General features: G+C 64.5%; 14 protein-coding genes. 4 read left to right on the top strand and 10 right to left on the bottom strand.

The window, feature by feature from the left end:
* The first annotated feature begins 9 nt into the window (after positions 1-9).
* Positions 10-417 carry a hypothetical protein gene (locus tag OKA04_RS12680; RefSeq protein WP_264501540.1) on the top strand — a complete coding sequence of 136 codons (408 nt, stop codon included), beginning with the start codon at positions 10-12 and terminating at the stop codon, positions 415-417.
* Positions 418-470: 53 nt separating this feature from the next.
* On the opposite strand, the gene OKA04_RS12675 is transcribed toward OKA04_RS12680, so the two are convergent.
* Together OKA04_RS12675 and OKA04_RS12670 are read right to left on the bottom strand one after the other, a co-directional pair.
* Positions 471-803, bottom strand: coding sequence for a hypothetical protein (locus OKA04_RS12675; RefSeq protein WP_264501539.1), 333 nt, complete (start codon positions 801-803; stop codon positions 471-473).
* Between the two features lie 419 nt (positions 804-1222).
* On the bottom strand, positions 1223-1831 hold the full coding sequence (locus OKA04_RS12670; protein ID WP_264501538.1) for a hypothetical protein: 609 nt from the start codon (positions 1829-1831) through the stop codon (positions 1223-1225).
* A gap of 168 nt (positions 1832-1999) precedes the next feature.
* Here OKA04_RS12670 and OKA04_RS12665 point away from each other — a divergent pair, with 168 nt between their 5' ends.
* Positions 2000-2821, top strand: coding sequence for an all3515 family Zur-repressed PEP-CTERM protein (locus OKA04_RS12665; RefSeq protein WP_264501537.1), 822 nt, complete (start codon positions 2000-2002; stop codon positions 2819-2821).
* A 68-nt stretch (positions 2822-2889) separates the two neighbouring features.
* Here the strand turns inward: OKA04_RS12665 and OKA04_RS12660 are convergent, their stop codons facing one another.
* Positions 2890-3585 (bottom strand): choice-of-anchor M domain-containing protein, encoded by a 696-nt coding sequence (locus tag OKA04_RS12660; RefSeq protein WP_264501536.1) that lies wholly within the window; start codon positions 3583-3585, stop codon positions 2890-2892.
* Between the two features lie 18 nt (positions 3586-3603).
* Complete coding sequence (locus tag OKA04_RS12655) at positions 3604-5286, bottom strand: choice-of-anchor M domain-containing protein (RefSeq protein WP_264501535.1); 1683 nt, start codon at positions 5284-5286, stop codon at positions 3604-3606.
* Between the two features lie 60 nt (positions 5287-5346).
* Here OKA04_RS12655 and OKA04_RS12650 point away from each other — a divergent pair, with 60 nt between their 5' ends.
* Together OKA04_RS12650 and OKA04_RS12645 are read left to right on the top strand one after the other, a co-directional pair.
* Positions 5347-7500, top strand: coding sequence for a TonB-dependent receptor (locus tag OKA04_RS12650; RefSeq protein ID WP_264501534.1), 2154 nt, complete (start codon positions 5347-5349; stop codon positions 7498-7500).
* A gap of 261 nt (positions 7501-7761) precedes the next feature.
* Positions 7762-7971 (top strand): hypothetical protein, encoded by a 210-nt coding sequence (locus tag OKA04_RS12645; protein WP_264501533.1) that lies wholly within the window; start codon positions 7762-7764, stop codon positions 7969-7971.
* Positions 7972-8139: 168 nt separating this feature from the next.
* Here the strand turns inward: OKA04_RS12645 and OKA04_RS12640 are convergent, their stop codons facing one another.
* The 6 genes from OKA04_RS12640 to metF all read right to left on the bottom strand — a co-directional run bounded on the left by OKA04_RS12640 (position 8140) and on the right by metF (position 13259).
* Positions 8140-8865, bottom strand: a complete 726-nt coding sequence (locus OKA04_RS12640) for a tellurite resistance TerB family protein (RefSeq protein WP_264501532.1) — start codon at positions 8863-8865, stop codon at positions 8140-8142.
* An 82-nt stretch (positions 8866-8947) separates the two neighbouring features.
* On the bottom strand, positions 8948-9421 hold the full coding sequence (locus OKA04_RS12635) for a VOC family protein (RefSeq protein ID WP_343226882.1): 474 nt from the start codon (positions 9419-9421) through the stop codon (positions 8948-8950).
* Between the two features lie 122 nt (positions 9422-9543).
* Positions 9544-10008: a hypothetical protein gene (locus OKA04_RS12630; protein WP_264501530.1), complete on the bottom strand. Its 465-nt coding sequence runs from the start codon at positions 10006-10008 to the stop codon at positions 9544-9546.
* Positions 10009-10122: 114 nt separating this feature from the next.
* Positions 10123-10806 carry a phosphatase PAP2 family protein gene (locus OKA04_RS12625; protein WP_264501529.1) on the bottom strand — a complete coding sequence of 228 codons (684 nt, stop codon included), beginning with the start codon at positions 10804-10806 and terminating at the stop codon, positions 10123-10125.
* A gap of 274 nt (positions 10807-11080) precedes the next feature.
* Positions 11081-12328 (bottom strand): serine hydroxymethyltransferase, encoded by a 1248-nt coding sequence (glyA, locus tag OKA04_RS12620; protein ID WP_264501528.1) that lies wholly within the window; start codon positions 12326-12328, stop codon positions 11081-11083.
* Positions 12329-12362: 34 nt separating this feature from the next.
* Positions 12363-13259: a methylenetetrahydrofolate reductase [NAD(P)H] gene (gene metF, locus OKA04_RS12615; RefSeq protein WP_264501527.1), complete on the bottom strand. Its 897-nt coding sequence runs from the start codon at positions 13257-13259 to the stop codon at positions 12363-12365.
* Between the last annotated feature and the right edge of the window lie 31 nt (positions 13260-13290).

The raw sequence follows: 13290 nt of genomic DNA, 5'->3' as shown, positions 1-13290 counted from the left end.
CCCCGCGAAATGGCAGTCCAGTTGTTCAAACCGACTCTCGCCACCCTCGGGGTGAGCGCACTGATCGTTACGTGCACCTACGTCTCCACGGAAGTGGGCCTCCGGTCCGAGGGTTGGCATGAGGTCACCGTGGAGATGCCCCGCAATCCCGGCTACGGCACCGTGGGGCAGAGTCTCTTCACCCCGGATGGCAGCAAGGTGCTGGTGACAGCGGTCACCAAGGAGAACGGGAAGCACCTCGTGCATGCGAAGGTGGAGGGCACCCACCGCTATGCGCTGGCCCTCTTCCCCACCCGCTGGGAGCACAGCTTCGCCATGGATACACCCTCGCTGGAGTGGACGGTTCGTCAGGCCAGTGGCCAATCTTCCACCCTGCCGAGCCAGTCCGGCGGCCAGCGGTGGCATGTGCTGAATTGAGACGACCTCCGGCCTACCGGACCAGCCGACCCTTCATCAGCAGGGGGATCCGCTTACCAGAGCAGAAAATTGTGGATCGGCCCGACAAGCGGGTCGGTGGCACACGACTCCTTCCTCCGCTGCTTGGCTGGAGCGCTCATGACCGGGGTCAGGGCGCGGCTTTCCCACTGCTGATCCGGTGCGGCATCCAAGATGGCGTCGCGGTCGATATTTTTAGAAAGCGTCTCCTCGAGGATGCACGCGCGGCGGTGCCATCCCAGCGCGAGCGCGCAGGACAGCCTCTGCCGCAGGATACGCGGAGTGAATTTCAGGCGCGCGGGGAGGTCTTCTAACATCTTCCACGCGTCGGCAGGCCGCCCTGCCAGAATGAGTTTTTCAGCTGGCACGGGGCGACGGGTTTTGGGGTGTTCTGAATGCTGGGGAGAGTTGCATCCTGGAGAGGTGGCAAGTTTGCCACGGAGATCTTAGCAATCAAGAGTCAAAGAATTACGAATCTACGTAGGGTACTTTCCGAAATTCCGGGTAGGTAATATTCCTAGACGCGAAACCGAGTGGACGCTCCTCCGGCTCATTCCCGGAAACCACCCGGATCTATCAGAAAGACAAGGCATTCCGACGCTTCCAGTTAGAGCCCCGGCTTCATCACCAAGGCGCGAGTTGGAGAAAAACGCGGGTCTAACCTCGAATCCGACACCTAGGTAGATTTTTTACAACAACCTCCAGGAGTCGGCTAATTTCACAAAAACACCATCTCACCACCGAACACCTCGAATGTGAGATGTGGGCCGGATGTCCCGGCTCGCTTTCATGCCGTGAATCTCCGGGCACGGCGGGCTTCGTGACCGCTGGAGTGGAGTTGCGCGACCCAGGCCATGGCGACGGCCGGGTGGAGCCAGGGCTGGCCCTTGGGCAGGCGCTTGAGATGGCGATGGCAGGAGTCGCGGTACGATGGACCTAGTAGATCGAGGATCCATGCCTCGGACTCCATCCACCAGCGCAGGAAGGGCCGCGCGAGATCCAGCACGCGGGGGAAGTCCGTGGAGTCCAGCAGCGCGGCAGGCCACTCGCCCGGCACGGGGGCGGTGCCACCCTTCCACACATGGCTTCTGCCGAGCGGGCGGATGAAGAGAAATCCCGCGCTCCCGTCTTCCGGGAACCATCCGGCGCACGCGCCGTGCAGTTCGATGCGGCCGCCCTCCCACTCCAGCGCGTAGCAACTGCTCGTCTGCAAGCCAGGGGACTTCGATTTCCGGAAGCCCTGCGCGGCCAGCAGATTTCCGTGCGGATGCACGACATCGCGCCCCCAATAGACCATCTGCTGGCGCAGGCCCGCGGCGAGATCGCTGCACAGGCCGCCGAGGCGGGCGCTCGGTCGCGTGGATGGACCGCGGGAAGTGGCAAGGGAATAGGGCATCGGCGTGAATCGGATGAGCACCGCCAACCGGTGGGGTGTCGGGACGCCCGCAGAAAATCACGCCGTCATAAAATTACAAACGCAATTTTGTTGCTTCAGTACACATGAGACGTAAAAGCCTGACGGCCCCGCGAGTTGCGGAGCGCCACCTCACTCCATCACATCATCATGAAAGCGACCCTTCGATCCCGTCTCATCCCCGCCACCGCAGCCATCGGCGTGCTCCTCTCCCTGGCCACGGCCGAGGCCGCGGTGGTCAGCTACTATGTCGGCGTGGACACCATGCAGACGATCGCTTCCGGTGAATTCGCCGGGATGGCGAATCCCAACTACAACCGTCTCACTTTCCTCTACGCCCACCCTAACGAATCCGCTCCCGCGAGCAGCCACTACCACTCGAAGGGGATCTACCGCTATCAACCGACGACGGGTGTCTCGCCGGTGATCGAGCAGAGCCCGTCGAACTACCTGCCGGAGGGCAGCAATCCGCCGCTCACCTTCACCTCCGGCAGCGGACTCTATAGCGGCGTGACCATCGCTCTGGAAGACCCGGGCAATCACTTCAGCCTGATCGACTTCGGCGACACCAGCTCGCTAAGCGGCCACGCTGCGGGCACGGTGGAGAACTATCTCTTCAACTCCTCCGCGGGCCGCTATGCAGGCAGCTTGGGCGGCGCGGACATCCACCTCGTGCTCGTCTCGATGACCGAGGGGCTGAATATCGGCAGCGACTCGGCCTTCAGCATCGGGCTGACGAATCCGGGCGATGAGCTTCATCTGGGTGGGAGCGTGAATTTCTCGCCGGTCTTCTGGCTGGATGCGAATGCAGGCGCCGGTGACTACGTCGCGCGCTTCAAGCTGGTGGACGAGGAGGGCATCTTCGGTGACTCGGGTGAGTTCGAGTTCCGCTTCAATGCCGTGCCGGAGCCGTCGTCGGCATTGCTCGCCGGTGCGGCGGTGCTTTGCGGGCTGGTGCGTCGCCGCCGTTGAGCGGACTTGTTAGAAAAATGCGGGTGCCCCGGTTCGCCAGGGCACCCGCTTTCGCATGAAGAAAGGAATCAGCGGCGACGGCGCAACACGAGTCCGGCAAGGCCGAGTCCGCCGAGCAGGAATACCGACGGCTCCGGGATGACGTGGAAGGTGAGCGTCTCGGTCGCGCTCTTGAAGCCATCCGTGACATGCGTGCCGCTGACGGTCATCTCGATTTGCCAGATGCCAGCCTCGGTGAAGCCGTAGTTGTAGTGGGCATGGCTGCCGGGCAGCAGCGTCAGCGCGTCCGCGCTGGGATCGGAGGTGGACATGCGCAGCAGCAGATCGCCGAGGGAGCCGGACTGCCAGAGCGCGAACTCGCCATTCCCGCTCGGCGAAGTGACGGCACCCAGGCTGAAGGTGATGTCGCCCCATTCGGACGTGCTCAGCTCCTCGGTCGCCAGCCCGAGGAAGGGCAGCGTCATGTTCTCCACCTCGGGCAGCACCCAGATGATGTCTCCGGTCTGTGCGCCCAGCGGAGCGAAGTCGATCGGCAGCGATAGCATGGCCCCGGAGGAGACCACCGTGATCACATCCGGAATGTCGAACTCCTCGTCATCCCGCTCGATGCCATCGACGGTCGCGCCCTCGGCATGGAAGTGGAAATGGAAGTCGCCGTTTTCATAGCCGATGCCGTAGTCGGCATGGCCGCTGGTGTAGAGGGCGGAGTGGGCCGGGGACGCGAGGAGCGCCGCGATGGCGAGGGTGGGAATGGTCGTTTTCATGATGGATCTAACAGGAAATCAGGGAGCCGAGACATCGAAGCGGAAGAAGCCCCGCGACTGCGGTGCCGGCAGGACGCGCAGGCGGCGGTGCATGATGCGGGACCACGTATTCCCCTGCTCCGCCCCGGTCTCGAAGATGCCCAGCGGAAAGCCGGGAATGCGCGACGAGCGCACGCGCCACGTGAAAAGATCGGCACTGTGCGAGCCGCGGATCTCCCACGACGACTCGTCGAGCGGATCCTTGTAGGTGTCGCGGAGGAAGCCGATGCCCGCCGAGCTATCGTCGCCGGGCGCGGGCAGCGGCATGAGATGCGCGTCGGAGCGGGCGGGATCGAGACCGTGCCAGAAGAAGGCGAACTCCACGCCATTCGCGAGCCCGTCGCCATCGTGATCCGCCTCGGGATCGGCGAGCGAGCCCGTAGGAAGTCCGGCAGCCCGCTCGAAGCTCGCCTGCCACGCCGCATAGGTGAAGTCTGCTCCCAGCCCTGCTCCGAAAGTCAGCGTATATGGCGCGGTGGTGAATGGAACGCCAGCCCGCGAACCGGACAAGGTGCCGGTCACGCGGTAGATCCCGGTCTCCGTGAAGGCTGCTACCAGATTCCTCGTACTTCCCGCCGACAAGGACAGCGGGAATCCCGCGGCGCTCCCGCCCTCGATGAGCGCGAAATTTCCCGGCCCGCGGACCCCGGTGACATTCCAAGCGAGATCCGACCACTCCGATGCGGCGAGCCCGGAGGAAGCCACGGCAGGATCGATGCCCACGCCATTTGGCAAGGCGGCGGCGATCGTGGACAGCGACAGATTCGCCTGCCACCGCGCACCCGGCAGCGCCGATCCGGCGGTGGTCGCGGCGACCGTCTCCAGCATCGCACGGTCCGGCGTGTAGGCCACGCCATTCGCAGGATCGGCGGCGATCATCCGCGGCGGTCCGCTTTCCTCCGCGACCACCCGGAGCTCACCAACGCCCGCGATGCGGGAGGAGAAAGGCACGGCAAAGAGGAAGGTCTTCCGTGCGGAGGTGATCACATTGCCGTGCCCGGGCATCAGCTTGCCCTTAGCCTCCAGGGTCACGCGGTAGAGGCCTGGCTTCGTGAAAGCCCAGTTGTAGTGGGTGTGCGAGGAGACCGGGATGGTAGGGATTTCCTCCGCAGCGCCGATGCCGTCCGTGGTATCGAAGGAGAAGACCACGCTGCCGAAGGACTCCGTTTTCCAAGTGGCGAATTTCCCCCCGGCATCCGGCCCGGTGCCCTCCACGGAGACCAGCCGCAACGAGATGCTGCCCTGGCTACTAGGGCTGTAGTTGTTCCCCACGCGCGCCTGGAAGAGTCCCGTGGACATGGTGGTGCGCACGCCGAGGAAGGGAGTGCCGATGGCGTTGTTCTGCGGCAGGACCCAGAGCGGGGTGCCCGGCGGGCCGAAGCGGGCGAAGGCACCGGCCGGGCTGGGGACGGCGGTCGCGGTCCTCGGCGCGGCAAGGATGACCGTGCTCTCCGGGTCCAGGCGGACGACACCCGCGCCGGTGCTGAAGTCATCGTCCTCGTCGTAGGAGACCGAGAAACGCCACCCCGCGTCGGGATTTCCGGGCGTGACGGCGTAGTCCACGTGCAGCTCGTAGTGACCGTAGAGCAGGTCGGTCGGCGGGGTGAGCGCTGCCGCGGGGAGCGCCAGCAGGACGAATGGAAGCAGCCGGAACGGGGTCACGCGCCCCTTTGACGCAAATTTATTGCATTCGTAAATCAAAATCATAAGCAACCCGCAGGCATGAGCTTCCGCGCTGCAATTACCCTCCCGCTGATCCTCTCCGCATCCGGCCAGGATCTGCTGGAGCCGCTCACCGTGACCGCTGAAATGGAGGAGATGACCGTGACTGCTGATGCCAGCGGCCCGCCGTCGCTCGGCCAGTTTTCCATGCAATCCGTGCGTACGGTGCCGGAGGAGATCCTGCAGCGGAATGCGGCGGCGACCCTCGGGGAGACGATCGGCTGGGAGCCGGGCGTTTCCTCGGGCTACTTCGGCCCGGCATCGAGCCGGCCCGTCGTTCGCGGATTCGAGGGCGTGCGAGTCCGCACGCTGCGCGACGACCTCGGCACCTTCGACCTCTCCGACGTGAGTCCTGATCACGGGGTGGCGCTGGAGCCCTTCCTGCTGGAGAGCGTGGAGATCCATCGCGGCCCGGCCTCCCTGCTCTACGGGAACTCGGCGATCGGCGGCGCGGTGAATGCCCGCAGCCGAGTGCTCGCACGCGAGCGCCCGGACCGTGCGATCTCCGGCGGCTGGGAGACCCGCTACGAGACGCAGGGCGACGGCCTCTCCGGCGCGGGTCACCTCTCCCTCCTCACCGGGCCGCTGGTCTTCCGCTTCACCGGATCCGCCCGCGACTCCGGCGACCTGTCCATCCCCGGCCGGGCGCGCAGCGGTGCCTACGAGAAGCTGGAGAATCCCCGTGTCTACGATCCGGCGAGCGGCACCACCATTCCCGTGCCGAATCCCGATGGAACGCTGCCGAACTCCGGCCACGACGGCTCCACCTGGTCGGCCGGTGTTTCCTGGCTGCCGGAGAAGCTGCCGCTGCTACTAGGTGCGTCGTACTCGAGATTTGACACGCGCTACGGCGTGCCGTGGATCTACCCGGGCGACCCGACGGACCTCTACGGGAACTACACGCTGGACCTGATTCAAGACCGCTTCGACCTGGAAGGCAGCATCGATCTCGACCACGGCCCGGTCTCGAAGATCGAGACGCGCCTCGCCTACGGGGCCTATCGGCATGCGGAGCTCTTCGAGGGCCTGGGCAAGGACCGTGGGCGTGATTTCGCCGACAGCACCTTTGAAAAGGACGCCATCGAGGGCCGCGTGGACGTGCATCACCGCGCGCTCGATGAGCGGCTCACGGGAATCATCGGCATTTCGGGTGGCACCGAGGATTTCACCGCGGTCCGCACCGTCTTCCCTCCGCCCGATCCGCAGCGGGTGAGGAGCACCTTTCGCACGGATCAGGCGGGGCTGTATCTCCTGGAAAAATACGAGCAGGGCGAGTGGGCAGGGCAACTCGGCTACCGGATAGAGAAGGTCCGCATCCACGATCACAGCCTGGAGCAATCCGGCTACCTGCGCGGTGGAAACGACTTCTCCAACAGCGCATCCGCCGCGCTCACCTGGACGCGAGAAGGCGCGGGCCCGCTCGACCGGTTGGCTCTCACCGGTATCGTGTCGCGCGTCGAGCGGCTGCCCACGGCGACGGAGCGCTATGCCTTCTGGAACAATGCCGGCATCGGGCGCTTCCTCGTGGGCGGGGACCTCGATGGCTCGCCGTTGTCCACCGAGGAATCGCTCGGCTTCGAGCTGGGGCTCGAGGCGGACAAGGGACCGGTGAAAGCCCGGCTGAATGGCTACCACTACGATTTCGACAACTTCATCTTCCTCCAGGAAGCGCCGGAGCTGACGGGAGGATTTGGCCGGGCGGTCCAATACATCGAGCGGGCCGCGACCTTCACGGGCTTCGAGGCGGAGCTCGACTGGACGATCCGCGAGCACCTGACGCTCTCGCTCATGAGCGACTACGTCCGCGCGGAGAACAAGGACGACAACGAGCCGATCCCGCGCATGCCGCCGCTGCGCTTTGGCACCCGGCTGGAGTGGAGCGACGACCGCTTCACCGCGGGCATCGAGGTGCGGCACGCGACCGCGCAGGATCGCGTGAAACCCGCACCGCGGCCCGAGCTGCCCACCGGCTCCTACACGCTGGTGAATGCCGATGTCTCGTGGACGGTGCCGGTGAGGTCGCATGAGTTCACCGTCTTCCTCCGCGGCACGAATCTGCTGAATGAAGAGGCGCGCGTCTCCACTTCCTTCCGCAAGGATGTCGCTCCCCTGCCCGGCCGCGGCGTGTCACTCGGGGTGAGGCACGAGTTCTAACAGAAGCTCCGAAGGAGGACCGGAGAGCCAGATTATTCCCCGGGAGAACAGCGACGCCGGATCTAACAAATTAAACGCTCCTTTGAATAAATCCGCTCGGACTTGCGTCGGAATTGGCGAATCGAAACCAACCGATACAACCGATGAAAACACTCTCGATCCTACTGAGCGCCATCGCCCTGACCTTCACCACGGCATTGCCCGTGAATGCCGGAGGCCGCTACGAGGCACCGCCGCACCATCACCGGTACGAGCACCGGAATGACCGCCATCATCATGGCCACGGTCACCAGCACGGCCATCGCCATGACCACCGATACGATCGCCATCGCCCCTCGCGCGATGACCATCGCCACCACGATCACGGCCCACGCCGCGGCGATCATGGGCGTGACCGGCACGATGGAGGCCATGGGCATCATGACCACGGAAGCCATCGCTCGGGCTATCGAGGCCGCTGATTCCCAGTGATCTCCCCGTCACTCATGGAATCATCCCACGGTCCGATCATGTCTCATCTCAAAGGCTGCCCGCGGGTGAATGGCATCCATCGCCATCACCCCGCGGAGCAGCCAAACCTGCAGCACACCGGAGCGCGATAGAACTCCCCTCTTTCCGCGAATCCCTCCCGGGACACCATCATGCCTTCTCCAGCGTCTCGTGCACCGTTGCGACGAGTTGCTCGTCCAGATCCAGCGCACGCGAGAGACGTCGCAAGAAAAGATGCTCGGATGGCGTGTCCACCTCGATGGCCGTCAAAGCCGCGCCGTAGATCTCGCTCGCTTCTTCCGGTCCATTCGCGAGGCCGGATAGCTCCTCCACCGTCGGCGGGCTATTCAGCGCGCTGGTGAGCCGCGCTTTCTCCGCAGCCTCCACCGGCGCATTGTCGATCGCCTCGGCCAGCGCACTCATTTCCACGCTATCGATGGTGCCATCGGCAGCCGCTGCGGCGATCATCGCCAGCACCATTTTCATTGGAAGCTCGCCGGTCACCTTCACCTGCACGCTGGCCGAAGCCAGATCCGCAGGCAGCGGCGGCGGCGTGGCATCCTGCGATGCCGGGGGCAGCACCTGGACCGGCGTGGCGGCGGGCGCATCCTGCCGGCTCTGCTGCCACTTTTGATAAGCATAGTAGCCCACGCCGGCGAGCGCGGCCATGCCGCCCACCTTCACGGCGTTCTTCTGTATCTTCTTCCGCGCCTTCCCATTCATCAGCACGGAGACCAGCGCGCCAGATGCGGCACCGCCTAGCGCCCCCTGCGCACCGGCCGAGCCGAGCAAGCCGCCCAGCAGCGACTTCGGATCGCTTTTGCCGCTGCCTTTGAGATTGCTGCTGAGACTGGAGAAAAGGGAATCGAGGGACATGATGCGGGATGTTGTGAGGTAAAACGCGCGATCCTACCCCTGCGACGCATCCGGTCAAACGGTCTGGAAAAAACGCGATGTTTTACACCCGCCGTGCGGCATCGATCTTCGCGACGTCGATCTTGCTCATCTGGATCATGGCGGCGAAGGCCCGCTTCGCCTCGTCGCCGCCGGCGGACATTGCCTCGCTCAGCGTGCGTGGCGTGATCTGCCAGGAAATGCCCCAGCGGTCCTTGCACCAGCCGCACTCGCTTTCCTCGCCGCCATTGCCGACGATCGCGTCCCAGTAGCGGTCCGTCTCCTCCTGCGTGTCCGTCGCCACCTGGAAGGAGAATGCCTCGCTGTGCTTGAAGGCGGGCCCGCCATTCAGACCGATGCACGGGATGCCGAGCACGGTGAAGTGAACGGTGATGATGTCGCCCTCCTTCCCCGAAGGATAGTCGCCGGGGGCGTAATGGACCTCGTGCACCGCGCTATCGGGAAAGGTCGCGGCGTAGAATTCCGCTGCTTCAAGCGCGTCCTTGTCGAACCACAGGCAAATCGTGTTCTTGGCGATGGGATTTTTCATGGTGAAAACCGAAACCTAGGCATGATCCACGGGGACGTCACCGGAAAGTTACACACGAGAAAAGGCGAGGCCCCGATACGGAGCCTCGCCTGTGAGATCGTCGGGACCGATCAATCGTCGTCGCGGTCCTCGGTCTGGCGGACGACCTTGCCATCGGCAGCAACGATCACGTCGAGGTCGGGCTGACCGTGACGCTCGATGTCGGCATCGTAGGTGACAGTTTCGCCCTCGGTGATCTTGTCGAGGTCATCGACGCGACCGCCCAGTCCCTGCAGCGTGGTGCGCACCGCCTCCGGTGCGTCGGCGAGTCGGATGTCTTCCTTCGTCTTCAGCAGTGCGCCCTCGGCGGAGACGTAGAGATTCAGGTCGATGCCACCCTTCAGATCGACCTCGGCGATGTAGATGGTTTTGCCCTCGCGCTGGAAGACCTCGACTTCCTCGATCTTGCAGTCACGGGCATTCGACTGGATGACATTGCGCACCGGCTCGGGGCAATCGGCGAGACGGATGTCGCGCGAGGCGGCGGGAGCGATGAGGGCGAGGGCGGCGAGGATGCGGATGGATGTGGTGTTCATGAGATCTTGGTTTCGTGTTCTGGCCCGGCAGGACGACATGCCCGCCGGACACGAGACCTAGACCACGCGAAGATGACCGCAGCATGACGGCGGCGGAAAAAAAGAAACCGGCGATCATGGGCGATCGATCCGGATCGCGATGAGCCCGAAGAGCAACGCCCACGCCGCACCCAGCGTCCACCCGGCGAGAACGTCCGACGGCCAGTGCACGCCCAGATACACGCGGCTGGTGCCCACCAGCAATGTGACCACCACGGAGAGAGCGATGAGATAGACGCGGAAGGCACGGCCAGGCTGGGTGCGCGCCAGCAGCATGCCGAGCGTGAGGTAAACCACCGCCGCCATCATCGAGTGGCCGCTGGGAAAGCTGGCATTTGTCACCACCGTCCCGTGCGGCACCAAGTCCGGCCGAGGCCGGTCAAAGCCCTGCTTCAGCAGGCTCGTGAGGAACGAAGCGGTGGTGATGGAGATCGCGATGAGCGCCGCGATCCGGGGCTTTCGCAGGAAGAGCGCGATGCCGATGGAGGCCAGAGTCAGTCCTGTTAGAATCGTGAAGCCGCCCAGCGCGGTGAGGTCCCGGCCCATCTCCTCGATGCGGCTGGAGCCGATGGGATCGGATAGATTTCCCGGCTCGCGCAGTGAAAGCAGGACGGCCTCATCCCACGCATGGGTCTCACCCTCGCCCACCGCTTCGGAAATTTCCATGAATCCCCACAACCCGCCCGCGATGAGCAACAGCGCGGCGGTGATAAGGGGCTCCTTCCGCCATCGGGCGAGCAGATCGAGAAAACGTGGCATGTCCCGCCATCATGGCCGAAGTCGGAATCACATGCCAACGATGTTTCATGGCTGAGCCAAAACCATGGATCCAAGCTCGGCGCAGCCGGGAATGCTGGCTTTAGCCGGCTTGGAAGGTGGGGGCGCCGGACATGCGAAGTGAGATGACGCGCCGCTTTCGCTCTGTGTCTCTGCAACTGGTGGGAGGGAGGTGGGACCGGCTCTGGGAATAGCTTCGCCAACTTTCCAAGCCGGCTAAAGCCAGCGCTCCCGGCTCCGCCGATCAAGATAACTATCACAGCGCCGACCCCGGCAAGGGGAATGCCTTGTTGAAGGCGAAGACCTCTTCCCGTATCGCGCCGAGCGCTGCTGCATCGGTCTTTTTCACCTGCAGCGCGCGGTGGATGAAGTCGGCGACTTTTTCCACATCGGCTTCCTTCATCCCGCGCGTGGTCACGGCGGGCGTGCCGATGCGGATTCCGCTGGGCTTCATCGGACTGCCGGTGTCAAAGGGGATGCCATTCTTGTTCACGGTGATACCTGCCTCGTCGAGTGCGAGGGAGGCATCGGAGCCATTGAGACCGTGCGGCCGGAGGTCAACGAGCAGCAGGTGATTGTCCGTGCCGCCGGAGACGATGCGATATCCGTGTGTCGCCAGGCGGGCGGCGAGCGAGCGGGCATTCTTCACGACTTGCTCCGCATACGCGCGGAAATCCGGCTGGAGTGCCTCGCGGAAGCACACCGCCTTCGCCGCGATGACATGCATCAGCGGACCACCCTGCACGCCGGGGAAAACGAGCGCGTCGATCTTCTTCGCGAACTCCGACTTGCATAGCACTACCCCGCCGCGCGGGCCGCGCAGCGACTTGTGCGTCGTGGTCGTGACGAAGTCCGCGTGCGGCACCGGGCTCGGATGCACGCCTGCCGCCACCAGCCCGGCGATGTGCGCCATGTCCACGAAGAGAAACGCACCGGCCTCCCTCGCGATCCGGCCGATCCTCTCGAAGTCGATCTCCCGCGGATAGGCGGATGCACCCGCCGTGATCAGCTTCGGCTTCAGTGCCTTCGCGGTTTTCTCCAGCTCGTCGTAGTCGATCCGCTCGTCATCCGGGCTGACACCGTAGTGCGTGACGTCGTAGAATTTCCCGGAGAAATTCGCCTTGTGCCCGTGGGTCAAGTGACCGCCGTGCGCCAGATCCATCGTGAAGATCTTGTCGCCCGGCTCCAGCACCGAGAAGTAAACCGCCGCATTCGCCTGTGAGCCGGAGTGCGGCTGCACATTCGCATGCTCCGCGCCGAAGAGCTGCTTCACGCGGTCCAGCGCGAGCTGCTCGATCACATCCACGTGCTCGCACCCGCCATACCAGCGGCGGCCCGGGTAGCCCTCGGCATACTTGTTCGTCAGGTGAGACCCCTGCGCCTTCATCACGGCGGCGGAGGTGAAATTCTCGGAAGCGATCAGCTCAATGTGATTGCGCTGGCGCTGCTCCTCCGCGCGGATGGCGGAGAAGACCTCGGGGTCTTGGGATTCGATGTCGTGCATGGGTTGCGGAAGAATTTGAAATGGGTCGCAGGGATCAGGATACCGCCGCCTCCGGGCTGCGCAGGCCGAGGCTGTGGAAGATCTCCACCGTCGCGGACGATTGGTTCAGCGTGTAGAGATGAATGCCCGCCACCTCATGGTCCAGCAGGTCCGCGCACTGGGTGGTCGCGTAGTGGACTCCGATACGGCGCACCACCGCGTCGTCCCCGTTTGCCCGGGCGAGCAGGCGCAGCAGCCGCGCCGGGAAGCGCGCCCCGGCCGCCAGCTCAGACATGCGGTTCAGCCCCGCGAGGCTCGTCACCGGCATGATGCCCGCCAGGATGGGCACCCGCACGCCCGCCAGCTCGCAGCGGTCGCGGAAGTCATAGAAGTCGCCATTGTGGAAGAACATCTGCGTGCAGATGTAGTCCGCGCCGGCATCCACCTTCGCCTTCAGGTGATCGATCTCGAGCATCCGGTTCGGCGTGCCCGGATGGCCCTCCGGGAAGCCCGCGACACCGATGCCGAAGTCATGGCCGTGCCTCTCCGAGAAGCGACGGATGAAGCCCACCAGGTCAGCAGCGTAGGGAAAGTCGCCCTTCGCCCCTCCCCCGCTCTTCGGCGGATCACCGCGCAGCGCGAGGATATTCGACACGCCCGCGACGGCGTAGCTCTCCAGCAGCGAGGAGATCTCCGCCTCCGTGTGGCCCACACACGTCAGGTGCGGGATGGCATTCACCCGCGTCTCCTGCAGCAGGCGCAGCACCAGCCCGTGGGTCGCTCCACGGGTGGTGCCGCCCGCACCGTAGGTGACGGATACGAATGCAGGATCACACCGCTGCAGCTCCGTGATGGTGCGGAAGAGCGACTCCGCCGCTTCCGGCGACTTCGGCGGGAAGTATTCGAAGGAAAACTTCGGCCCGGGGCCGGAGAGGATGTCACGGATGTGCATGGCGATCTGTTAGATAGTTCTCAGGTGAATG

This window comes from Luteolibacter flavescens, assembly GCF_025950085.1.
Taxonomy (GTDB): domain Bacteria; phylum Verrucomicrobiota; class Verrucomicrobiia; order Verrucomicrobiales; family Akkermansiaceae; genus Haloferula; species Haloferula flavescens.
Note: the sequence above shows the minus strand (reverse complement) of the source record. Positions and strands in the feature narration are given on the sequence as shown.

What these genes read in the sequence shown, in the direction of transcription:
- OKA04_RS12680 (WP_264501540.1), top strand. Translation starts at nt 10, where the DNA reads ATGGCAGTCCAGTTGTTCAAACCGACTCTCGCCACCCTCGGGGTGAGC.
- OKA04_RS12670 (WP_264501538.1), bottom strand. Translation starts at nt 1,831, where the DNA reads ATGCCCTATTCCCTTGCCACTTCCCGCGGTCCATCCACGCGACCGAGC.
- OKA04_RS12665 (WP_264501537.1), top strand. Translation starts at nt 2,000, where the DNA reads ATGAAAGCGACCCTTCGATCCCGTCTCATCCCCGCCACCGCAGCCATC.
- OKA04_RS12660 (WP_264501536.1), bottom strand. Translation starts at nt 3,585, where the DNA reads ATGAAAACGACCATTCCCACCCTCGCCATCGCGGCGCTCCTCGCGTCC.
- OKA04_RS12650 (WP_264501534.1), top strand. Translation starts at nt 5,347, where the DNA reads ATGAGCTTCCGCGCTGCAATTACCCTCCCGCTGATCCTCTCCGCATCC.
- OKA04_RS12645 (WP_264501533.1), top strand. Translation starts at nt 7,762, where the DNA reads ATGACCGCCATCATCATGGCCACGGTCACCAGCACGGCCATCGCCATG.
- OKA04_RS12640 (WP_264501532.1), bottom strand. Translation starts at nt 8,865, where the DNA reads ATGTCCCTCGATTCCCTTTTCTCCAGTCTCAGCAGCAATCTCAAAGGC.
- OKA04_RS12630 (WP_264501530.1), bottom strand. Translation starts at nt 10,008, where the DNA reads ATGAACACCACATCCATCCGCATCCTCGCCGCCCTCGCCCTCATCGCT.
- OKA04_RS12625 (WP_264501529.1), bottom strand. Translation starts at nt 10,806, where the DNA reads ATGCCACGTTTTCTCGATCTGCTCGCCCGATGGCGGAAGGAGCCCCTT.
- glyA (WP_264501528.1), bottom strand. Translation starts at nt 12,328, where the DNA reads ATGCACGACATCGAATCCCAAGACCCCGAGGTCTTCTCCGCCATCCGC.
- metF (WP_264501527.1), bottom strand. Translation starts at nt 13,259, where the DNA reads ATGCACATCCGTGACATCCTCTCCGGCCCCGGGCCGAAGTTTTCCTTC.